Annotated in this window: 18 protein-coding genes; 7 read left to right on the top strand and 11 right to left on the bottom strand. The window is 71.1% G+C overall.

Going from position 1 to position 18,178, the window contains the following annotated elements; translation table 11 throughout:
* Positions 1-170 precede the first annotated feature (170 nt).
* Positions 171-1,472 carry a sensor histidine kinase gene (locus ACRX5S_RS35655; RefSeq protein WP_436777376.1) on the top strand — a complete coding sequence of 434 codons (1,302 nt, stop codon included), beginning with the start codon at positions 171-173 and terminating at the stop codon, positions 1,470-1,472.
* Entirely contained in the window at positions 1,460-2,107 is a 648-nt protein-coding gene (locus tag ACRX5S_RS35650; RefSeq protein WP_436777375.1) for a response regulator, read from the top strand. The genes ACRX5S_RS35655 and ACRX5S_RS35650 overlap by 13 nt, the downstream gene beginning before the upstream one ends.
* 146 nt (positions 2,108-2,253) lie before the next feature.
* Here the strand turns inward: ACRX5S_RS35650 and ACRX5S_RS35645 are convergent, their stop codons facing one another.
* The 4 genes from ACRX5S_RS35645 to ACRX5S_RS35630 all read right to left on the bottom strand — a co-directional run bounded on the left by ACRX5S_RS35645 (position 2,254) and on the right by ACRX5S_RS35630 (position 5,760).
* Positions 2,254-3,837: an MFS transporter gene (locus ACRX5S_RS35645; RefSeq protein ID WP_436777374.1), complete on the bottom strand. Its 1,584-nt coding sequence runs from the start codon at positions 3,835-3,837 to the stop codon at positions 2,254-2,256.
* Between the two features lie 26 nt (positions 3,838-3,863).
* The gene (locus ACRX5S_RS35640) at positions 3,864-4,244 is read right to left on the bottom strand and encodes a DoxX family membrane protein (RefSeq protein ID WP_436777373.1); all 381 of its coding nucleotides are present in this window, start codon (positions 4,242-4,244) and stop codon (positions 3,864-3,866) included.
* 362 nt (positions 4,245-4,606) lie between these two features.
* Positions 4,607-5,074: a hypothetical protein gene (locus ACRX5S_RS35635; protein ID WP_436777372.1), complete on the bottom strand. Its 468-nt coding sequence runs from the start codon at positions 5,072-5,074 to the stop codon at positions 4,607-4,609.
* Between the two features lie 74 nt (positions 5,075-5,148).
* On the bottom strand, positions 5,149-5,760 hold the full coding sequence (locus tag ACRX5S_RS35630) for a hemerythrin domain-containing protein (protein WP_436777371.1): 612 nt from the start codon (positions 5,758-5,760) through the stop codon (positions 5,149-5,151).
* 137 nt (positions 5,761-5,897) lie between these two features.
* On the opposite strand from ACRX5S_RS35630, the gene ACRX5S_RS35625 reads away from it, so the two are divergent.
* Entirely contained in the window at positions 5,898-6,536 is a 639-nt protein-coding gene (locus ACRX5S_RS35625) for a TetR/AcrR family transcriptional regulator C-terminal ligand-binding domain-containing protein (protein ID WP_436777370.1), read from the top strand.
* A gap of 129 nt (positions 6,537-6,665) precedes the next feature.
* Here ACRX5S_RS35625 and ACRX5S_RS35620 read toward each other — a convergent pair whose 3' ends face one another.
* Positions 6,666-7,010 carry a hypothetical protein gene (locus ACRX5S_RS35620; RefSeq protein ID WP_436777369.1) on the bottom strand — a complete coding sequence of 115 codons (345 nt, stop codon included), beginning with the start codon at positions 7,008-7,010 and terminating at the stop codon, positions 6,666-6,668.
* A 502-nt stretch (positions 7,011-7,512) separates the two neighbouring features.
* Here ACRX5S_RS35620 and ACRX5S_RS35615 point away from each other — a divergent pair.
* Positions 7,513-8,433, top strand: a complete 921-nt coding sequence (locus ACRX5S_RS35615; protein WP_436777368.1) for an SDR family NAD(P)-dependent oxidoreductase — start codon at positions 7,513-7,515, stop codon at positions 8,431-8,433.
* A gap of 146 nt (positions 8,434-8,579) precedes the next feature.
* Here ACRX5S_RS35615 and ACRX5S_RS35610 read toward each other — a convergent pair whose 3' ends face one another.
* The gene (locus tag ACRX5S_RS35610; RefSeq protein WP_436777367.1) at positions 8,580-9,068 is read right to left on the bottom strand and encodes a nitroreductase/quinone reductase family protein; all 489 of its coding nucleotides are present in this window, start codon (positions 9,066-9,068) and stop codon (positions 8,580-8,582) included.
* A gap of 77 nt (positions 9,069-9,145) precedes the next feature.
* Entirely contained in the window at positions 9,146-10,186 is a 1,041-nt protein-coding gene (locus tag ACRX5S_RS35605) for an Lrp/AsnC family transcriptional regulator (protein ID WP_436777366.1), read from the bottom strand.
* Between the two features lie 85 nt (positions 10,187-10,271).
* Between ACRX5S_RS35605 and ACRX5S_RS35600 the strand changes: the two genes are divergently transcribed.
* The gene (locus ACRX5S_RS35600; RefSeq protein ID WP_436777365.1) at positions 10,272-11,144 is read left to right on the top strand and encodes a VOC family protein; all 873 of its coding nucleotides are present in this window, start codon (positions 10,272-10,274) and stop codon (positions 11,142-11,144) included.
* 47 nt (positions 11,145-11,191) lie between these two features.
* A complete protein-coding gene (locus tag ACRX5S_RS35595) occupies positions 11,192-11,602 on the top strand; it encodes a DUF3291 domain-containing protein (RefSeq protein ID WP_436777364.1) in 411 nt (136 codons plus the stop codon).
* 534 nt (positions 11,603-12,136) lie between these two features.
* On the opposite strand, the gene ACRX5S_RS35590 is transcribed toward ACRX5S_RS35595, so the two are convergent.
* From ACRX5S_RS35590 to ACRX5S_RS35575, 4 genes are all read right to left on the bottom strand, one after another.
* Positions 12,137-12,400 carry a hypothetical protein gene (locus tag ACRX5S_RS35590; protein WP_436777363.1) on the bottom strand — a complete coding sequence of 88 codons (264 nt, stop codon included), beginning with the start codon at positions 12,398-12,400 and terminating at the stop codon, positions 12,137-12,139.
* Between the two features lie 301 nt (positions 12,401-12,701).
* Entirely contained in the window at positions 12,702-14,369 is a 1,668-nt protein-coding gene (locus tag ACRX5S_RS35585) for a protein kinase domain-containing protein (protein WP_436777362.1), read from the bottom strand.
* Between the two features lie 170 nt (positions 14,370-14,539).
* A complete protein-coding gene (locus ACRX5S_RS35580) occupies positions 14,540-14,755 on the bottom strand; it encodes a hypothetical protein (RefSeq protein ID WP_436777361.1) in 216 nt (71 codons plus the stop codon).
* A gap of 341 nt (positions 14,756-15,096) precedes the next feature.
* On the bottom strand, positions 15,097-16,185 hold the full coding sequence (locus ACRX5S_RS35575; RefSeq protein WP_436777360.1) for an Lrp/AsnC family transcriptional regulator: 1,089 nt from the start codon (positions 16,183-16,185) through the stop codon (positions 15,097-15,099).
* A gap of 119 nt (positions 16,186-16,304) precedes the next feature.
* On the opposite strand from ACRX5S_RS35575, the gene ACRX5S_RS35570 reads away from it, so the two are divergent.
* Complete coding sequence (locus tag ACRX5S_RS35570; RefSeq protein WP_436777359.1) at positions 16,305-18,110, top strand: glycoside hydrolase family 3 protein; 1,806 nt, start codon at positions 16,305-16,307, stop codon at positions 18,108-18,110.
* The last annotated feature ends 68 nt before the right edge of the window (positions 18,111-18,178 follow it).

Below are 18,178 nucleotides of genomic sequence, written 5' to 3'. Positions count from 1 at the left end.
GGGACCGGCCGGGGGTAGCGCGGGCACTACCGTTGTGCCGATGGCCTGCGCATTTGTGTGCGGGCGCGATGTGGGGGAGCGGTAATGTCACCGAGGTGAGTTCCACGTGCGAGGGCGGTTCCGGGCGTCGGCGGCGGCGTGTGCCGGGAGTCCGGCAGGTGGCTCGTGCGGTGCGCTTTCTGACGGCCGGTGCGTTGTCCGGGCTGTACGGTCTGCTCGTCCTGGTGGTCGTGGTGTCGGTGGCCGCGCTGTCGTTGATCGGCGTCGGGCTGCTGCTCGCGGGACCGGCGTCGGTGTTGCTGCGGCGCTGGTGCGACCGCGAGCGGGGGAGGGTGGGCCGGGCGCTCGGGCGGCCGATCGCCTCACCGTACGCGCCGCGGACCTCCGCGGCACCCAGCTCCGCGGCATCCACCTCAGTCGCATCAAACTCGGGCGCATCCACCTCGGCAGCATCCACCTCCGGCGCATCCACTTCCGCCGCGGCGAAGCCGCCACGCGACCACCGTGTCGCCGACGGCACCCTCGCCCGCGACCTCACCGCCCTCCTCCAGCGCGTCGTCGTCGGGATCCCGCTTGGCGTGGTCGCCGTCGTCCTGCCCCTGACCGCGCTTCAGGCGCTGGCCCTGCCGGCGTACTGGTGGGCGATGCCGGACGGCAAGCCCGCGGACCAGTTGTTCGAGATCACCTCGTGGTGGCTCGCGCTGGCGTCGGGCCTGATCGGCCTCGCGGGCCTCGCGGTGTGGGCGTTCGGCGCACCGGCGGTGGCGGCGGCCGACGCCCGGCTCGGCGAACGCCTGCTCGCGGCGACACGGGATCAGGAACTGCGGCTCCGCGTACGGATCGAGGAGCAGCGACGGCGCTCGGCGGTCGACGTCCACAGCGCCGAACTCCGACGCATCGAACGCGACCTGCACGACGCGGCGCAGAACCGCCTGGTCGCCGTCTCGATGTTCATCGGCACCGCGCAACGGCAACTCACCACCGGCAAGGGCGACATCGCGACGACGCTGGCGAAGGCGCAGGACGCGAGCCGCGACGCCCTCGCCGAAATGCGCCGCATCATCCGCGGCGTCTACCCGCCGGTGCTCGCCGAGGAGGGCCTGGTCCCGGCCGTGGGACTGCTGGCCGACCGGATGCAGATCCCCACCCGGCTGCGCGTCGACGGCCCGGCCCCGACGGCGGCCTCGGTCGACGCGGCCCTGTATTTCTCGATCGCCGAGGCGCTGACCAACGTGGCCAAGCACAGCGGCGCAACCGCGTGCGACATCCACCTGACCTGGAGAGACGGCGACGAGGGCATGCGCGTGATCACCACCGTGACCGACGACGGCCGGGGCGGCGCCGAACCGGCAAAAGGCAGCGGCCTGGCCGGAATCGACGACCGCATCGGCGCGCTCGGCGGCACGGTCGCCGTCGACAGCCCGCCGGGTGGGCCGACTTCCGTACGAATGGAGCTGCCGTGCGAGTCGTGATCGCCGAGGACGACACGTTGCTGCGCGAGGGCCTGTCCGCGCTGCTGTCCGCCGAGGGCATCGACGTGGTGGCCGCGCACGCCGACGCCTCCCGCCTGCACGAAACGGTCGAGGAACTCGCCGCCGACCTGGCCGTCGTGGACGTACGCATGCCCCCGACCTTCACCGACGAGGGACTCCGCGCGGCCATCGAAGTCCGCACCCGGCGCCCGGGTTTCCCGATGCTCGTCCTCTCCGCCCACGTCGAGACCAGGTACGCGAGCGACCTCCTCGCCGACGGCGCCGGCGCGGTCGGCTATCTGCTCAAGGAACGCGTCGGCGCCGTCGAGGACTTCCTGCGCACCATCGACCGCGTGGTCGCGGGCGAAACCGTCCTCGACCCCGAAGTCGTGACCACGCTGATGCGCCGCAACCGCAGCCGCAGCCCGCTCGCCACCCTCACCGCGCGCGAGCGCGACGTCCTCGAACTGATGGCCCAGGGCTACCGCAACGCGGACATCGCAGCGCGCCTGCACGTCACCGAAGCCGCGATCCACAAGCACATCCGCAGCATCTTCGCCAAGCTCAACCTCCTCACCGACGAAGCCGGCCACCGCCGCGTCCTGGCCGTCCTCACATACCTCCGCGAACAGTGAGCGCCTCGCCAACAACCATGTTCTGAACCCTGGTTCGGCTCGTCGGCCGCAGTCCGGCGCTCCCGGCCGGCACCTGGTCCCCCGACCGCCGCCGACATCCGGGCACACGCCCGCGCTCCGGCGGCGGGCGGCATCGACGTGTGTCTTCAAGGGGTGCTCCGTTCCGCCGTGCGCATCGCGCACCCGTGGTCGAGCCCGCCGTCGCCCGTGGACTCGGCGCGGGTCTCGGCGGTGTCGGCTTGTGCCTGAGGGGACTCGCCGCGCGTGTTCGCGACGAACATCGCGATGAGCGCCGCCGCCGCGAGGAAGACGGAGCCGACGAGCAGGGCCTGTCGGTATCCGTCGGTGTACGCCTCCGGTGCCGGCTGCCCTGCGGAGATCCGGTCCGCCGTCTTGGAGGTGGCCACCGCCGACAGGATCGCCAGTCCGAGAGCGCCGCCCAGTTGTTGGGAGGTGTTCAGCAGCGCGGCCGCCAACCCGGCCTTGTCGGCCGGGACTCCCGCGTTGGCCGCCGTTGCGACGCCGACGAACACCCAGCCGAGGCCGAACGACATGACGACCAGGCCGGGCAGCAGGTCGGTGAGGTAGGAGCCGTCGACCGGGATGCGCGAGAGCATGTACACACCGCCCGACGCGACGAGCGCTCCGACGACGATGACCGGTCGGGTCCCGGTCCTCGCCAGCAGCGGTGACGCGATGCCCGCCGCGATGCCGACGCCGACGCACACCGGCAGGAACGCCGAGCCCGCCTCGATCTCGGAGTAGCCGAGCACGCCCTGCATGTAGAGGGTCAGGAAGAAGAACATCGCCAGGAAGCCCGACATCGCGATGAGTTGTGTGGCGTTGGCGGCGGCGAGGCCCTTCACCCGGAAGACGGAGAGCGGCATGAGCGGGTTGGCGCTGCGGCTTTCGTTGACGACGAAGGCGGCCAGCAGCAGTCCCGCCGACGCGAGTTCGACGACGGTCTCGGCCGAGTCCCAGCCCTGCTCGGGTGCCTTGACCAGTCCGTAGACCAGGAGGAGCAGTCCCGCGGTGGCCAGTGCGGTGCCGAGGAAGTCGAAGTCGCGTGCGGACGCGCGACGCCGGTCGTCCGGAATGAGCCGCCCGATGGCCGGCAGCACGAGCGCGCAGACCGGGAGGTTGACGAACATGACCCAGCGCCAGCCGGGCCCTTCGGTCAGGACGCCGCCGAGGAACACACCGACCGCGGACGCCAGGGCGCCGGTCCCCGCCCAGACCCCGAGGGCCTTGTGCCGGTCCGGGCCGTCACCGAACGACGTGGTGAGGATGGACAGTGCGGCCGGCAGCATCATCGACGCGCCGACGCCCTGTGCCAGCCGTGCCCCGATGAGGACTTCGGAGTTCTGCGCGACGCCGCCGGCGAGTGAGGCGATGGCGAAGACGACGGTGCCGGCCGTCAGGACGCGGCGGCGGCCGAGGAGGTCGGCCATGCGGCCGCCGAGCAGCATCAGCCCGCCATAGGTCAGCAGGTAGCCGGAGGGGACCCACTGAAGACTCTGGTTGGACAGGTCGAGGTCGCGTTGGATGGCGGGCAGCGCGATGTTGACGATCGAGGCGTCCACGAAGTCGAGGAACGCCACCGTGCAGAGCAGGAACAGCGTGAGCTTGCCGCGTCCGGTCGCCAGGAAGCTCGGGGCGGCGGGGTCCGCGTCGGGCGGATCGAGCGAGCGCGCGGGGTCGGTGGCCGGTGGCCGGGTCTTGCTGGACATCGGAACTCCCTTGTCTGATGGGTTCATCACGTGCCCGGTTGTCCGACGCGGTCCGCGCCGAGCAGGCGATCCGCGGTGCACGCGTACGCGCCGCGGGGCGCAAGGGCCAGTACCAGTGCGGCGGCACACGCACTGAACACAGAGGCGTTGAACGGGGCTTCCGGGTCGACGAAGAAGAACATCGACAGGGCGAACACCAGCAGCATCCCCGCACTGGCCCACGCCGACAGGCGCGTCGCGACGCCGAGAAGCAGGGTCAGGCCGAGGACCGCCTCGCAGCCCGTCGCCGCCCATCCCGCCGCGTCGCTCATGAACGCCGGCAGGTAGGGGGTGAGGTCACGGACATAGTCGAGGTAGCTGCCGAAGTCGCCCCAGGCGACTTCGCGGACCCCCGGACCACCCCACACCGAAACGGTCGGCGACCGCCGACAGGAACCCGATCGCGAGGGCCAGGCGGGCGAATACCGTGGCGAGGGCCCAGGATCGGCCGGGTGAGCCGTCCGCGTACGGCCGTTGTGCCAGAAGGTGGGACGTCAACGCGTTCACGTGTGCTGATCCTTTGCTGAATCGGGTCCGGGACAGGTGGGTACGACGGCGGAGCAGTCCCAACGGGCGTGCAGAGATCGACACCTGTGGAGGGGAGCCACGCGAGTTCGTGGGGATGCGCCGTGTCGTGGAGGCAGGTGGAGGGGGCCGGCAGGCGGATCTGCGGGCCGACCGTGCGGTCGCCCGGGAAGGCGAAGGCCGGGTGGGTTCGGGCGCCGGACGGTCAGATCGGGGTGGGGGGCGTGCGGCGAGCGTTTCCGGTCGCGGCGGCGGTGATGACGAGGGCGAGGACGACCGGGAGGATCGCCCCGGCGGCTTCCTCGGGTCGGGCTGCCATCAGGTACGTTCCGGCCAGGGCGAACGCCGGTGCTCCCCACTGCGCCACGGCGATGGCCGTGACCTGTGCGGGCGTCGGCCGCGAGGACGTCGCCCGGCGCGGGGCGCTTCGGCCGTTCGGCGTCCGCAGAGTTCGCAGTGCCCAGATTGAAGTCGTGAAGATGACCACGGCGGCGAACACCCCGCCGCCGACCCATGGTCCGGTGTGTGCGCCGGACCGCAGGACCATGCCGCCGCTGGCCGCGACGGCCAGGGTCGCCGCCGGGATGGCCAGGAGAATTGCGGTCAGTCCGCGCGGCCGCGTGCCGCTGCCCGTCGGCTGATGCCGGAGGCGGCTGAGCTCGGCGCACTGCACGCCGAGAAGAATCGTCAGGGTCAGCGCGGCGGTGACGTGGAGTGCCAGCAGTGTCGTATTGATGACGAACTCCCTTATTGTGCGCTGGGGTTGTGCCGCGTACGGCGATACCGGGGAGCCCAGACGGTGGTGAAGAGCAGTCGAACGGGTTGCGGGAGCGCGCCGAGGACCTGCCGTCGGCGTTCGTCGGATACGTCGTCGAGCAACCAGGGCAGGAAGTCTCCGGGGCCGCCCGGGCCGAGCCCCTCGCGCTGCTCCTTTCCGAACGCGGCCCACTCCTTTTCGGTGAGCACCTCGCCGAGCAGCGGGAGTACGTCGCGCTCCTCGTGATCGAGGTGCGCCCGCACCAGCGGGGCGAGATCCCTCACCGCCCTGTGTGCCGTGCTGTGGTCGCCGGCGGCCAGCGCGTTGTCGACGACAGCCATCGCTGAGTCGAGGTCGCCGTGTTCCGCCGTCATGGCGTCCAATAGCGCCGCCGTCCGGCGTGCATCGTCCGAGGCGGCGGTCCGCAAACGGAGCACCGGCCACAGGGAGGCGTCCTCGGCCGCGTGGTGGGCGGTCAGGTACTGCTTGAAGGGCGGCCATCCGGCTGTCAGGGCCGCGGGCCGGGCGTCCTGCGTCATCCGGTCGGCGTCGCGGCGAACGGCGTCGTGGACGGCGTACATCATCGTCAGGTCGATGGGCATGGGTGAGGCGCACCTCCAGCCAAATAATGGAACAAGTTGTTCCGAAGATGTGGAACATGATGCCCCGAAAGTATCTGCGGTGCAACTTGTGCCGAAGTTGCGCCGCCACCCCGCCCGGCCGTGGCAAACTGGCGACCATGCCCAGCCCAGCCGCCTCCGGTCGCAGCCCTGACCCCCGTGCGCTGCGCAGTCGCGCCGCCGCGCTCGCGGCGGCCCGGGACCTGCTCGTCGACCAGGGGCTGCAAGGGGTCACGCACGTCGCCGTCGCCGCGCGCAGCGGAATCGGGCGGACCACCCTGTACCGCCACTGGCCGGATGCGGCCGCGCTGCTTCAGGACGCGCTGTCCGAGCTGGTCGCGGACGCGGAGCCGCCGACGACCGGCGACCTGCGCAGCGACCTCGTCGCACTGTTGGAAGGCTCGCGACGGCTCCTCCATCAGCCCGTCAGCGAGCGGGCCATGAGGGCGCTGGTCGAACGGTCAGGTGTGGACGCCGCGTTCACGTCGCTGAAGCAACGGATGTATGACACGGGCACCGCCGCGTGCCAGCGCATCCTGCGGGGCGCGGTCGATCGCGGCGACCTGCCCGCGGACCTCGATTTCGAGCTGGCGGTGGCCCAACTGGTGGGCCCCCTGTTCTTCCGGCGGCTGATGGGCGATCTGGAGGTCACCAGCGCGTTCGTCCACCAGGTCGTCGACTCCTTCCTGCGCACCTACGCCCGTGCGCCCCATCCGCGGTCGAGCGCCGGCGACCGGTCGGCACGCCCCGTCCGCTGAGGGGCGGGCCCCGTGCGCGGGGCTTCTTCGCACACGCACGTAGCGGCCATCCCGGAGGTCAGGCGGGCCGGAGTTCACGCAGGCCGGAGTTCGCGCAATTCCGGAGTTCACGCGGTCCGACGGATCCGCCTACAAGCCGTCGAGGACTTGGCGGGCGTAGCCGCGCAACACATCTGTCGAGGCCGGGTTTTCGGCGAGCTTTTCGGTGACGGCCAACTCCAGCAGGTCCGCGCCCTTGCGCACGGTGATCTCGAACCTTCCGGGGAAGCGGCATTCGAAGGAGTTCTTGCCCAGCCCCGGGGAACGCGGAGGCGACGCACACCCCGGCTGCGACGATGCGGACTCCCTGCGGACCTCGAAGCCGGAATTCGCTTTGTGGGAGCCGCTGAACTTGTCGCTGCCCCCTGAGCGTTCGAGTGACACGACCAAGGAGCCACCGCTGCCGAAGTACTCGCAGTCCGCGAGCGACAGCATGCGCGTACTGGACGACTGGTGCCTGGGCGTGCCGCCGAGGATTCGGTCAGCGGCGGTGCGGTCATCAGCGCGCACAGATCCGGCGGCGCCTTCTTCGCGTCGTGTGCCGAGCACCCGGACACGGCCGTCGTCACCACGGCGACCGCGATCGCCACCACGACCCCGCGGATCCGCGCTGATGTCTTCCCACAGGTCATCTCCACGCACACGCTCCCCTGGCACCGCGACGTCCGATCAGGCATTGACGGTCTCGGGGCCGGAAAAGTCAAGGGAACCGCAACGAACGGAACGGCGGACGCCCCGTTCCGCATTGCTCAAGCCCATGCTTCCACGGAGCTTGGCGGCTTCGCGCACGCATCGCCTCCGGCGTACCGCGACACCCGGTTGCTCGGCATTGGCCCGATGGGCGAGGGAGTTGGCGTTGTGTCCAGACAGAGTAGAAAGTATAAAGTAGATGATCCTCTGGCCTGGGTTGCCGATGGCAGGTGCTGAAAGGAACGGCATGGGACTTCTGGACGGCAAGGTGGCGGTAGTCACGGGGGCGGGGCGCGGGATCGGACGTGCGCACGCGCTGGAGCTCGCAAGGCAGGGAGCCCACGTGCTGGTCAACGACCTCGGCGGCAGCGTGCGCGGCGAGGGCGCGGGCAACGCCGCGGACACCACGGTGAAGCTGATCGAGGAGCGCGGCGGCACCGCGCGCGTCCACTACGGGGACGTGGCCGACCATGAGCAGGCCGGGGACATGATCGCGACGGCGATCGACGCGTTCGGCTCGTTGGACGTCCTGGTGAACAACGCGGGGATCGTCCGTGACGCGGCCGTCTGGAACATGCCGCGCGAGGACTTCGACGCCGTCCTGCGCGTGCACGTCGCCGGGACGTGGTCGCCGTGCCACCACGCCGCGAAGTACTGGCGGGCGCGGGCCAAGGAGACGCCGGGCTCGACGGGCCGCATCGTCAACACCACGTCGGGGGCCGGTCTGACCGGCAACTTCGGCCAGACGGGGTACGCCGCCGCCAAGGCCGCCATCGTCGGGATGACGCTCACGCTGGCACTCGAACTCCACCGCTCGCGCGTCACCGTCAACGCGGTCGGCCCGTCGGGCCTGACGCGGATCACCGCGACGATGCCCGGTGCCGGCGAGGTGATCGAGCCGGAGGACGTGCCCGACGACGAGTGGCACCCCATGGACCCGTCGAACAGCTCACCGCTGGTCGCCTGGTTGGCGAGCGACGAGGCCCAGCACGTCACCGGCCAGGTCATCCGGTCTATCGAGGACCGTATCGTCTGGATGCGGGGTTGGAGCGAGCGCAAGGCCACCGCCGCCGGCGGCCGCCGCTGGGACGCGGCCGAGATCGGCGACCGCATGGCCACCGACATCTTCGGGACTCGCGGCGCCGGGCTCCGGTTCGACCCCGTCTGAGTGCGGGGGCCGGGGAGCCCGGAGCCAGGGGCATCGGCATCCGGTCGCGTGCCTCGAACGCACGCAGGATCACGTCCCGGCCGCCGTGCTCCCCGGCCTCCGCGCATCCGGGGGCGCGGTGGCCGGGGGCGCCGCGGCCGATCCGGTCAGCCGCGGGTGGCGATCCGGACCGTCTCGGGCAGGCGGACGAGCGGGATCCGACGCCCGCAGTTGGCCTGGTAGTCCCGGTAGAACGGGCGTTCGGCGGTCAGGGCCGCCCACGTGTCGGTGTAGTCCGCCCCGTCGAGAACCTGCTGGTCACTCCAGTAGGTGGCGCCCTGTACGCGCACCAGCAACTGCGGATTGGCGGTGCGGTCGCTCAGGTTGGTGAACCACGCCGGGTTCTTCGGGGCCCCCGCGAACGACGCCACGACGATACGGTGCCCGTCCCCGTCGACCCAGAACGGCAGCGCGACCTTGTGCAGGTTGCCGGACCGGCGGCCGACCGTGTGGATGAGGACGTGGTTCATCCCGCCGTAGATCCACACGGAATCGTCGTCGGTGGCTTCCAGGCCCTGGACGTGTTGGCGGCTGATCGCGGGAATCTCGTCGCGCGACGGCGTGACGAACTCCTCCGGTGTGAGGTTCTCGGACATGCCCGGAGCCTAGGCATCAGCCCGTTGAGCTGCAATGACTCCACGTGAAATGCTGACACTCCGTCATATGTCGTGTGTCACTGCCCCTGATTGAACGCCGCGTTCGGTTCACGGCGCAGATGCGGGATCGGCGTCGGAGCGGCGCGCTTGGCGTACGCGTTGACAGTGGTGGTGGCGATGCTGTGGACGCCGGGAAGCGAGCCGATCCGGTCTGCGAGGTAGGTGTCGAGGGCGGCCGCGTCGCGGCAGACGGCGATGGCGAACACGTTGTGCGGCCCGGTGGTCGTGGCGACGAACGCCGCTTCGTCGTCCGAGGCCACGGCCTGGACCAGTCGGCGGGTGTGGGCGGGAGCCGCGTTGATCCAGAGCAGGCATTGGACGGCCCCGCCGAACAGCCGGGGTTCGACCTCGACGTCGAAGTGCAGGACCTGCGAGCGGCGCAGATGGTCCAGGCGGCGGCGGACGGCGGTCTCCGACCAGCCGACGCGGCGGGCGAGTTCGGGGTAGGCGGCCCGCCCGTCGACGGCCAGCGCGTCGAGGAGCCTTCGGTCCAGTGAACTCAGGGGCACCGGCGCGCCGTTTGCGGTGTCGTGCGAAGCGACCGGACCGAGCAAGGCTGCGACTTCGTCGTCGGTCAGCGCCGACGTCCGCCCGCGCCAACGGCGTTGCCGCATCGCGGGACGCAGCAGTCGATGGACATCGACTCGGGTGAAGGGCCAGTCACGCCCGAACGCGTCCGCAGGCAAGGGCTGTTCGCCCGTCACCCGGATGATGCAGACGATCTCGGTGCCGCCGCCGGCAACCGTGACCCAGGCGGTGTCCGGCCGACGGGCCAGTGCGTGGGCGACCGACGCCGCGTTCCCGGGAAGGACCCGCAGCCGGGCGAGCCATTCCGCGCGCCCGAGCCGGTCGCTGGACGCCACGCCGACCACGCGCGCGGTCCCGGCGGTGCTGAGCCGGCCGTACCGCCGCGCCACCGTGCGGTCCGAGACCCCCAGCACCTCGGCGATCCGCGCGAACGGCGCGCGGCCGTCCACCTGGAGCGCGTGCATCAGCTTCACGTCCAGCACGTCGAGCACGTTGATCGAGCCAAGCCCGTTTATTGCGTCCGATTCCACCCGGTCAGCCTAGATCCCCGTCGGATTCCGGCCGAACGGGGCCGCTTCGGCACCCGGCGGCCGACCGCGCGTCAGGATCCCGCTCATGCGACGAGACATCCACGGAATCCACCACACCGGCATCCTGACGCGGGACCTTGACGCTCTGGAGCGCACGTACACCGCACTCGGATTCACCCTCAGCCCCCGCTCTCGGCACCTGTTGGCGGCCGCTCCCGGGGCGGCTCCGACGCCGGGCTGCACGGCCAACCGGTGTGCCCTGTTCGGCGACGGTTACATCGAACTCCTCGGCATCGTCGACGAGTCCGCACCCGACCCGTGGCACACCAAGGCCATGGCCGACGAGTACGAGGGCTTCCGCCTGCTCAACCTGGAGACCCACGACGCCGCGGCCACGCACCGCAGGCTGACCGCGTCCGGCCTGTGCACATCAGGCGTACTGGCCCTGGAACGCGACGTCGACACCGAGGACGGCCTTCGCACCATGCGCGCCCGCGCCGTGCACCTGGCCCCGGACGCGACGCCCGAGGGCTATGTGGGCATCGCCCAGCACCTCACCCGCAGGTACGTGCACCAGCCGCGCTACCTCGAACACCCGAACACCGCCTGCGGTCTCGACGGAGTGCTGATCGTGGCCGAGGACACGAAGTTCGACGCAATCACCCGCCGCTACAGCTTCCTCCTGGAGACCGTCCCCGAACTCGACGGCCCACTGGCCGTGTTGAGCACCGATCACGTCCAACTGCGCATCGTCCGGTCCTCGCACGCGGACGACGTCCTCCCCGACGAACCCACCCCCGCCGCCTCCTACTTGGCCGCGATGTCCATAGCCGTCCGCGACCTCATCACCGCCCGCGACGTCGTCGAACGCGCGGGAATCGACACAAGGCCGACCTCCGACGGCTTCTTCGTCTCCGCCCACGACACGCACGCGGGGTTGTTCTTCACCACCCGCTGACCACACCTCTTGCTCAACCAAATCCCGTAACCGAAAGGCCGTTACCCGTGCCCACGCTGAACTGGATCTCCCCACAAGCCCCGCCGCCCGACATGCGGCTGTTCGTCATGGCCTCGCGCTTCGAACTGACTTCCCTCACACACGTCCCCGCCTTCCTCGCCAAGTCGATGGCGTCGTGGAGACAGGTCAAGAACGCGCCCGGAGCGTACAGCGCCTCCCTGATCGCCCAACCCTTCCGCCGCGTCTTCCATACCCTCTCCGTCTGGCACGACCGCGATACCCTTCACCGCTACGCCAACTCGGACCCACACGCAGCCGCAACCCAAGCCATGCGCCCCGCCATGAAGTCGTTCACCCACGCCTTCTGGCACACCACCCCCGCAGACCTGCCGGTCACCTGGCACGACGCCATCCAACGCCTCTCCGATCAACCAGGCACCGAACGCCGAGGCCAATGACCACTCAACAGCCCCAACGCGAGCCGCTCGCCTAAGTCTTACAGCCGCGGCGTCGAGGCCTTCGCGGCTGTCGTTCCCACTCATTGCCGACGGCTCCGCGACTGAGGCGCTGGTCGATGTCGCCGCGGACGCCGGTCGTAGCGATGCAGTCGCTGACCTGCTTGTGTCGAATCGCCGCCGGGCCACATTGCGACGACTGCGACTCGCCGACTTGTCGCCGCTCCGAAGACGCGGTCGCCGTCCTTGAACCGCACCTTCCCACCACCGCCCGCGCCTTGGCCCGGAATCTCCTCGACCTCGGGTGCATCGACGAGGCCATCGACCGCTTGCGGCAGACCCCGTCGACACTGTCTTCCCCGCTGGGTTTCACCCTGTATCCCGTGCTCTGAGGCTTCCGGAACGCCGGGCCCACGCGGGGGATTTAGCGGCATCGGCGGAAGTTGGTGGAGTCCGGCAACGGCCTGCGGGGCGGAATGCCGTAGGAATTCTTATGCGGCGTGGGGGTGTTCGTGCGGGGATGGCAGCAGGGTGGGACTACTTGGCGTCTTGTGCGCGTGCTGTCCACCAAGCGTGGTGTTCCGCGAGATCCTGTGAGAGGGGATTGCGACGTGTGGTGAATTTGGCGATCAGCCCTGCGTACATGTCCCGCGCTGCGGCCGCGTTGCCGGACTCGCCTATCCAGCGGGCGTGTTCGATGCGGGCGTCGATGGTGATGCGGTGGCGTGGGCCGTGGAGGTGGGCCAGGTCGGGGATGAGGACCGCGTACATGCCGCGTGCCGTCGCGGGGTCTCCGGCCATGCCCGTCCAGTACGCGTACCGAGGGCGCCAATAGAGGGTGGGACCTCGGCGCGGGACTTTGCGGAGGTGGACGTCCACTTGGCGCCGGGTGCGGATGATCGGCTGTCCGTCAATCCGGTCTCCCTGTGTTGTCGGGTCGGGTGTGAGGGAAAGGTACGGCTCCCGCAAACGGTCGACACGTTCCAGGACTGATCGCGCGAGCGGCGTCCGGCGGCAGCGAGGCGTTGACGCTCGGTGCGCGATCTGTGGCGTGGGATCGCGCCCGGGGGATGGGGCTCGGAGTTTGGGCGGTGTCCGGCGTTCAGACGGCGGGGGGTCGGCTGCGGGCGCGGCTGCGGAATTCGAGGACGTCGGCGACGGCGGTCGTCAGGAGCATCACGACGAACATCACCCAGAACGCGTTGGTCGCGGCGTTCTCGTACGACTCGCCGAACCGGGTGTCGAAGGCGTCGGATGCCATCCGGAACACCAGCCATCCGCACACGACCGCGAGCGCGCCGCGGCGGGGATCGCGGCGTACGGCCATCCAGAAGCACATCAGCAGCGCGGCGCCCCACAGGAGCAGGACGGCGATGATCTTGTCGCGGTGTACGTGGGGGTCGACCGCGGCGAACGCCGCCACGCCCCACACGAGTGCGGCGCTGACCCGCGGCGCCCACGGCAGCGCCAGGAGCCCCGCGACCCAGACGATGCGCGAGGACTTCGACACGCCGTCGTGGGACCACTGCCCGACGTCCGACAGTTGCAGGTAGGCGACGAGTACGCAGCCGATCAGCGCCAGGGCCGAGTCCGCGGTCAGCCGGTCTCGTAGTGGTGCGGCGGAGGTAGGACGTCGGGGCGCGCCCGACGGCGGGGGGTAGCCGCCGGGACCGGGGTAGACCATCGGGGCGTACGGACCTGCGCCGCCCACCCCGTTCATCCCGTTCGGGCCTGCCGGGACGGGCGGAGGCCCGGGCGGCTGCCCCGGAATCGGCGGGCTGGACCACGCGGCACCCGCCGCGGGCCCGCTCCCGGACGCGGGCCCGGCCACACCGACAGCTCCCGGAGGCCACGCGGCGGGAACGGCCTCCGACCGGTAGGCGTGCGCCGTCGGCGCCGACGCGATCGGCGGCGGTGCGGGAACGGCGACGACAGTCTGCCGTGCGGCCTCCCGGACCTGCTCCAGCGCGGCACGGAACGAGCCTGCGTCCGGATAGCGTTCGTCCGCCTTCTTGGCCAACGCGCGCAGTACGACGGCGTCGACGGACGCGGGCACTTCGGGCCGGAGTTCGGACGGTGCGGCAGGGGCCTTCGACAGGTGCTGGTTCATCACCGCGAACGGCGAGTCGCCGGTGAACGGCGGGCGTCCGGTGAGGAGTTCGTACAGCAGGCAGCCGAGCGAATAGACGTCGGTACGCCCGTCCACGTCCGCGCCGTCGATCTGCTCCGGGGACAAATAGGCGGGCGTGCCGACCATGCCGCCCGTGGAGGTGAGTCGGGTGGCGGTGTCGGCCAGCGCCTTCGCGATGCCGAAGTCCAGGACCTTGACGCCGCCGGCCGGGGTGAGCATCACGTTCGACGGTTTGATGTCGCGGTGCACCAGGCCCTGTCCGTGGCTGTGGACGAGCGTGTCGGCGATGTCGCGGGCGAACCCCACCGCGCGGTCCGGCGCGAGAGGACCCCCGCGGACCTCCTCCGCGAGCGTGGCGCCCGCTACGAACTCCATGACGAGGAACGGCACCGACTCGCCGCCGCCGTCGTCCTCGCCTACGTCGTGCAGGACCGCGACGCCGTGGTGCGACAGCGACGCGGCGACGCGTGCCTCGCGCCGGAACCGGGCGCGGAACTCGTCGTGCCGGGTGAGCTCAGCCGGGAGCACCTTCACGGCCACGGTACGGTCGAGTTCGCGATCACGGCCGCGCCACACTTCGCCCATGCCGCCGCGTCCGACGGTCTCGTGAAGCTCGTAGCGCGACGCCAGAACGCGCATGCGGCGGGACTCCTCAAGGCGGACGGCCGCCGACCGGCCGGCCGACGAACTGCGCGACGAGCCTAGCGACATGCGGCCCCCCGGAAGGGCACAACGGCAACTGCACGGCCGCGCGAGACGGACCGCCACGCGGATGACTGCGCAGGTCGTGGCTGCCGTCGCCCGTGCCGTCACGCGCCCCCGCCGCAGTCGGTCACGCTTCCGAGGCCGTGGTTGGAGCGCAGGCTCATCATCACGAACAGGTCGATCGGCACGTACAGGAAGGCCAGGAGGCAGCCGAGTACGGCCAGCCACCCGATCGCGGTGCGGCGGATGCGGTTCCCGCTGAGCCGGGCTCGTTCCATGGCGACGAGGAGGAGGGCCGCACCGGTGCCACCCGCTGCCAAGGCCCCGCAGGCCAGCAACCACTCGTGCGCCGGAACGCTTTCGTCGGAACACCGTGACTCTCCGACCATCACCAAGGCGACCAAGGCGACAAGGCCGCCCAAGGTGCAGGCCACCGACCGTCCCAGCACGCGCCGCCAATCCGCCCCGCCCACGCGAACCACCCCCGAATCTCGTCCAGTTGGCCCTGAGGCCAGCTTGGACGTACGGCCGCAAAGCCGAGTTCCGGGGGGACGCGATGTGGACAAGAAGCGGGAACGGGAACACGAACGGGGCGGCGGGTGGGAGCGTCACCGAAGGCGTTGGGCTCCTTCGGGGCTGGGCGCATGAAGGAACTGATGGGTCACGATAGTTCGCGCGCCGGAGGAGTCGTCGTCGCCGTCGGTGCGGCCGGGCCCGGGAAGAGGGGGACGAATCCGGTGCTGTAGCCGTCTGCGTCGAGGAGGCGGCCCATGGACTTCATGGCCTGGAGGGTGAGCGCCGAGTCGAGGACGTCCATGCGGGGGAAGCGGCGGGACCATTCGGCTTGAAGGGAGCCGACGTCGGCGGAGTGGCGGAGCCACATGACCAGCATCAGGTTCGCAGGGCCGGTGATCGAGGCGCACATGCGTACGTCGCCGATCGTGATCAACTCGGCTGCGACCGAGTCGAGTTCGCCGGACGGGATGCGCAGCCACCAGGTCGCGGTCACCGGCCAGCCGGTGAGCGAGCGCGCGACCTCGCAGCGGAACCGGGCGTATCCCGAACCCACGAGCCGGGCCAGGCGCCGGGCCGCGGTGACGCCGCTGAGGTTGAGGCGGCGGGCCAGTTCGGCGGTGCTGAGGCGTCCGTCCGGGCCGAGGCAGGTGAGGACGGCCACGTCGTCGGCGTCCAACGGCTGGGCGGCGTGGTCCGGACGCGGGCGCGGCAGCTCCGCGAGCCGCCGCCGCTGGTCGCGGTCCAGGGTGCGCAGCCGCCAGGCGCCGGACTCCTGGTACATGCGCAGCGGCATCTGGACGCGGATGCGCGTGATGCCCGGCACGGACGGCAGATGCGTCTGGAGGTAGTCCGCGAGCCGCCCCGCGTCCACCGCGATCACGCTCACCAGCAGGTCGCGGTCGCCGGTGAGGTGTTCGATCGCGACGGTCTGCCGGTGCCGCGCCAGCCTCGCGGCCACCTCGACGACCCGGCCCGGGACCACCGAGACCTCGACGAACGCCGCGACGTCGACCGGGAGTTGCGCGCCGTACCGGAGTCCCGGGTGGCAGGTCGTCCACGCGGCACCCGCGGACTCCATGCGCCGCCAGCGCCGCGCGAGGGTGGCCGGGGACGCACCGAGGATCGGCGCCAGGTCCGTCCACGCGGCGCGCGGCACCAGTTGGAGGGCGTGCACGAGCTGGAGGTCCAGTTCATCCAGCGCATCCGGACCGGGTGCCGCTTTCAGATCGTGCATGCGTGGGGCCTCTCAGGATGCTTTCCGCCATCTGCGGTGGTGCCGGAAACCCGGCCGCGACGCTGGCGGGGTCCACGGCGGCGCCGCGGACCGCCGCCGACGCCCCCCGAGGACGACCGATGAAACTGCTGACGCACCACGACGGAACCCAGTTCCGCGATCTCAACCACAACGGCACGATGGAGCCGTACGAGGATCCCCGTCTGGGCGTCGACGACCGCGTGACGGACCTGCTCGCCCGCATGACGCTGGCCGAAAAGGCCGCCCAAATGTGCCACGGACGCATTTTTACCGCGCAGAGCGGCGCATTCCCAGAGGAATGCCCTGAAATCACCTTGGCGGGGGTCAGCAACCTGCTGCTCATGACCATGCCCGTCCCCGCGGTCATGGCCCGCTGGAACAACCACCTCCAGGATCTCGCCGCCGCGACCCGGCTCGGCGTCCCGGTCACCCTGGCCTCCGACCCGCGGCACGGCTTCGCGTCGAACCCCTCCGTCGCTCACCTGACCGGCGGATTCAGCCGCGGCCCCGAGCCGATCGGCCTGGCGGCCACCGCCGACACCGGGCTCGTCACGGCGTTCGCCGCCGCGGCGGCCCGGGAACTGCGTGCGGTGGGCATCCGCGTGGCCGTCCACCCGATGGCCGACCTGGCCACCGAACCGCGCTGGGCGCGCATCCACGGCACCTTCGGCGAGGATGCGGACCTGGCGTCGCGCATGCTCGTCGCGTATATCCGCGGATTCCAGGGGGTCGTGGGCGACCCGACCGGGCCGGGGGTGCTCGGACCGGAGAGCGTCGCGTGCATGGTCAAGCACTTCCCCGGCGGCGGCGCGACGGCGGACGGCGAGGACCCGCACTTCTCGTACGGCAGGCACGCCGCCTATCCCGGCGGCAACCTGGAGTACCACCTGCAACCCTTCGAAGCCGCGCTCGACGCCGGATGCGCGCAGGTGATGCCCGGCTACGGCATTCCGCTCGGCACCGGCATGGCCGAGGTCGGCGCGTGCTTCAACCGCGACGTCGTCACCGGCCTTCTTCGCGAGCGATACCGCTTCGACGGCGTCGTGTGCACGGACTTCAACGTGCTGCGGGGCATGGTGATCCCGGGGCGCGGCGAGCTGCCCGCCCGCAACTGGGGGGTCGAGCACCTGCCGGAGGCGGAGCAGGTACGGCTGCTCCTCGACGCCGGCGTCGACCAGTTCGGCGGTGAGACCCGTCCGGAGCTGATCATCCGAGCCGTGCGGTCGGGCGCGGTCACCGAGGCCCGCGTCGACGCGTCGGTCCGCCGCGTCCTGCGCGACAAGTTCCGCCTCGGCCTGTTCGACGACCCGTACGTCGACCCTGACGCCGCCGCGGACCTGGTCGGCAACCCCGAGACCCGGGACCTCGGGCGCACCGCGCAGCGCCGCGCGGTCACCCGGCTCGCGGGAGGGCCGGCCGGCTACGACACGGGCTGCGCGCTGTATGTCGAGAACATCGACCCGCGCGTGGCCGCCCGCTACGGCACCGTCGTCACCGACCCGGCGGACGCGGACCTCGCCGTCGTGCGGCTGGAGGCACCGTACGAACGCCGGGAAGGGCTCCTCGAAGGTGCCTTCCACGCCGGGTCGCTGGAGTTCCCGGACGCGGAGATCACGAGGTTGCGGGAATTGGGGGAGACGGTGCCACTGGCCGTGTGCGTGCACCTCGACCGTCCGGCCGTGCTCACCGGCATCGCCGACGGCGCGCTGCTGCTGCTTGCGGACTTCGGGGCGGAGGACGACATCGTCCTGGACGTGGTCTTCGGCCACGCGCTCGCCGAGGGGCGGCTGCCCTTCGACCTGCCGTCCTCCATGCGCGCGGTCGAGGAGTCCCGCGAGGACATGCCGTTCGACACGGTTGAGCCGTTGTTCCGCTTCGGCCACCCGGTTGCGCCTCGCGCGTGAGCGTTGAGGTACGTGGTTTGAGCTACGCGGTTCTCTGGGAGACCGCACGCGCGCGCCCGGCGCCACCG

This window comes from Yinghuangia sp. YIM S09857 (genome assembly GCF_051388915.1).
Classification (GTDB): domain Bacteria; phylum Actinomycetota; class Actinomycetes; order Streptomycetales; family Streptomycetaceae; genus Yinghuangia.
The sequence above is the reverse complement of the archived record's forward strand: the minus strand, read 5'-3'. Positions and strand labels throughout refer to the sequence as shown.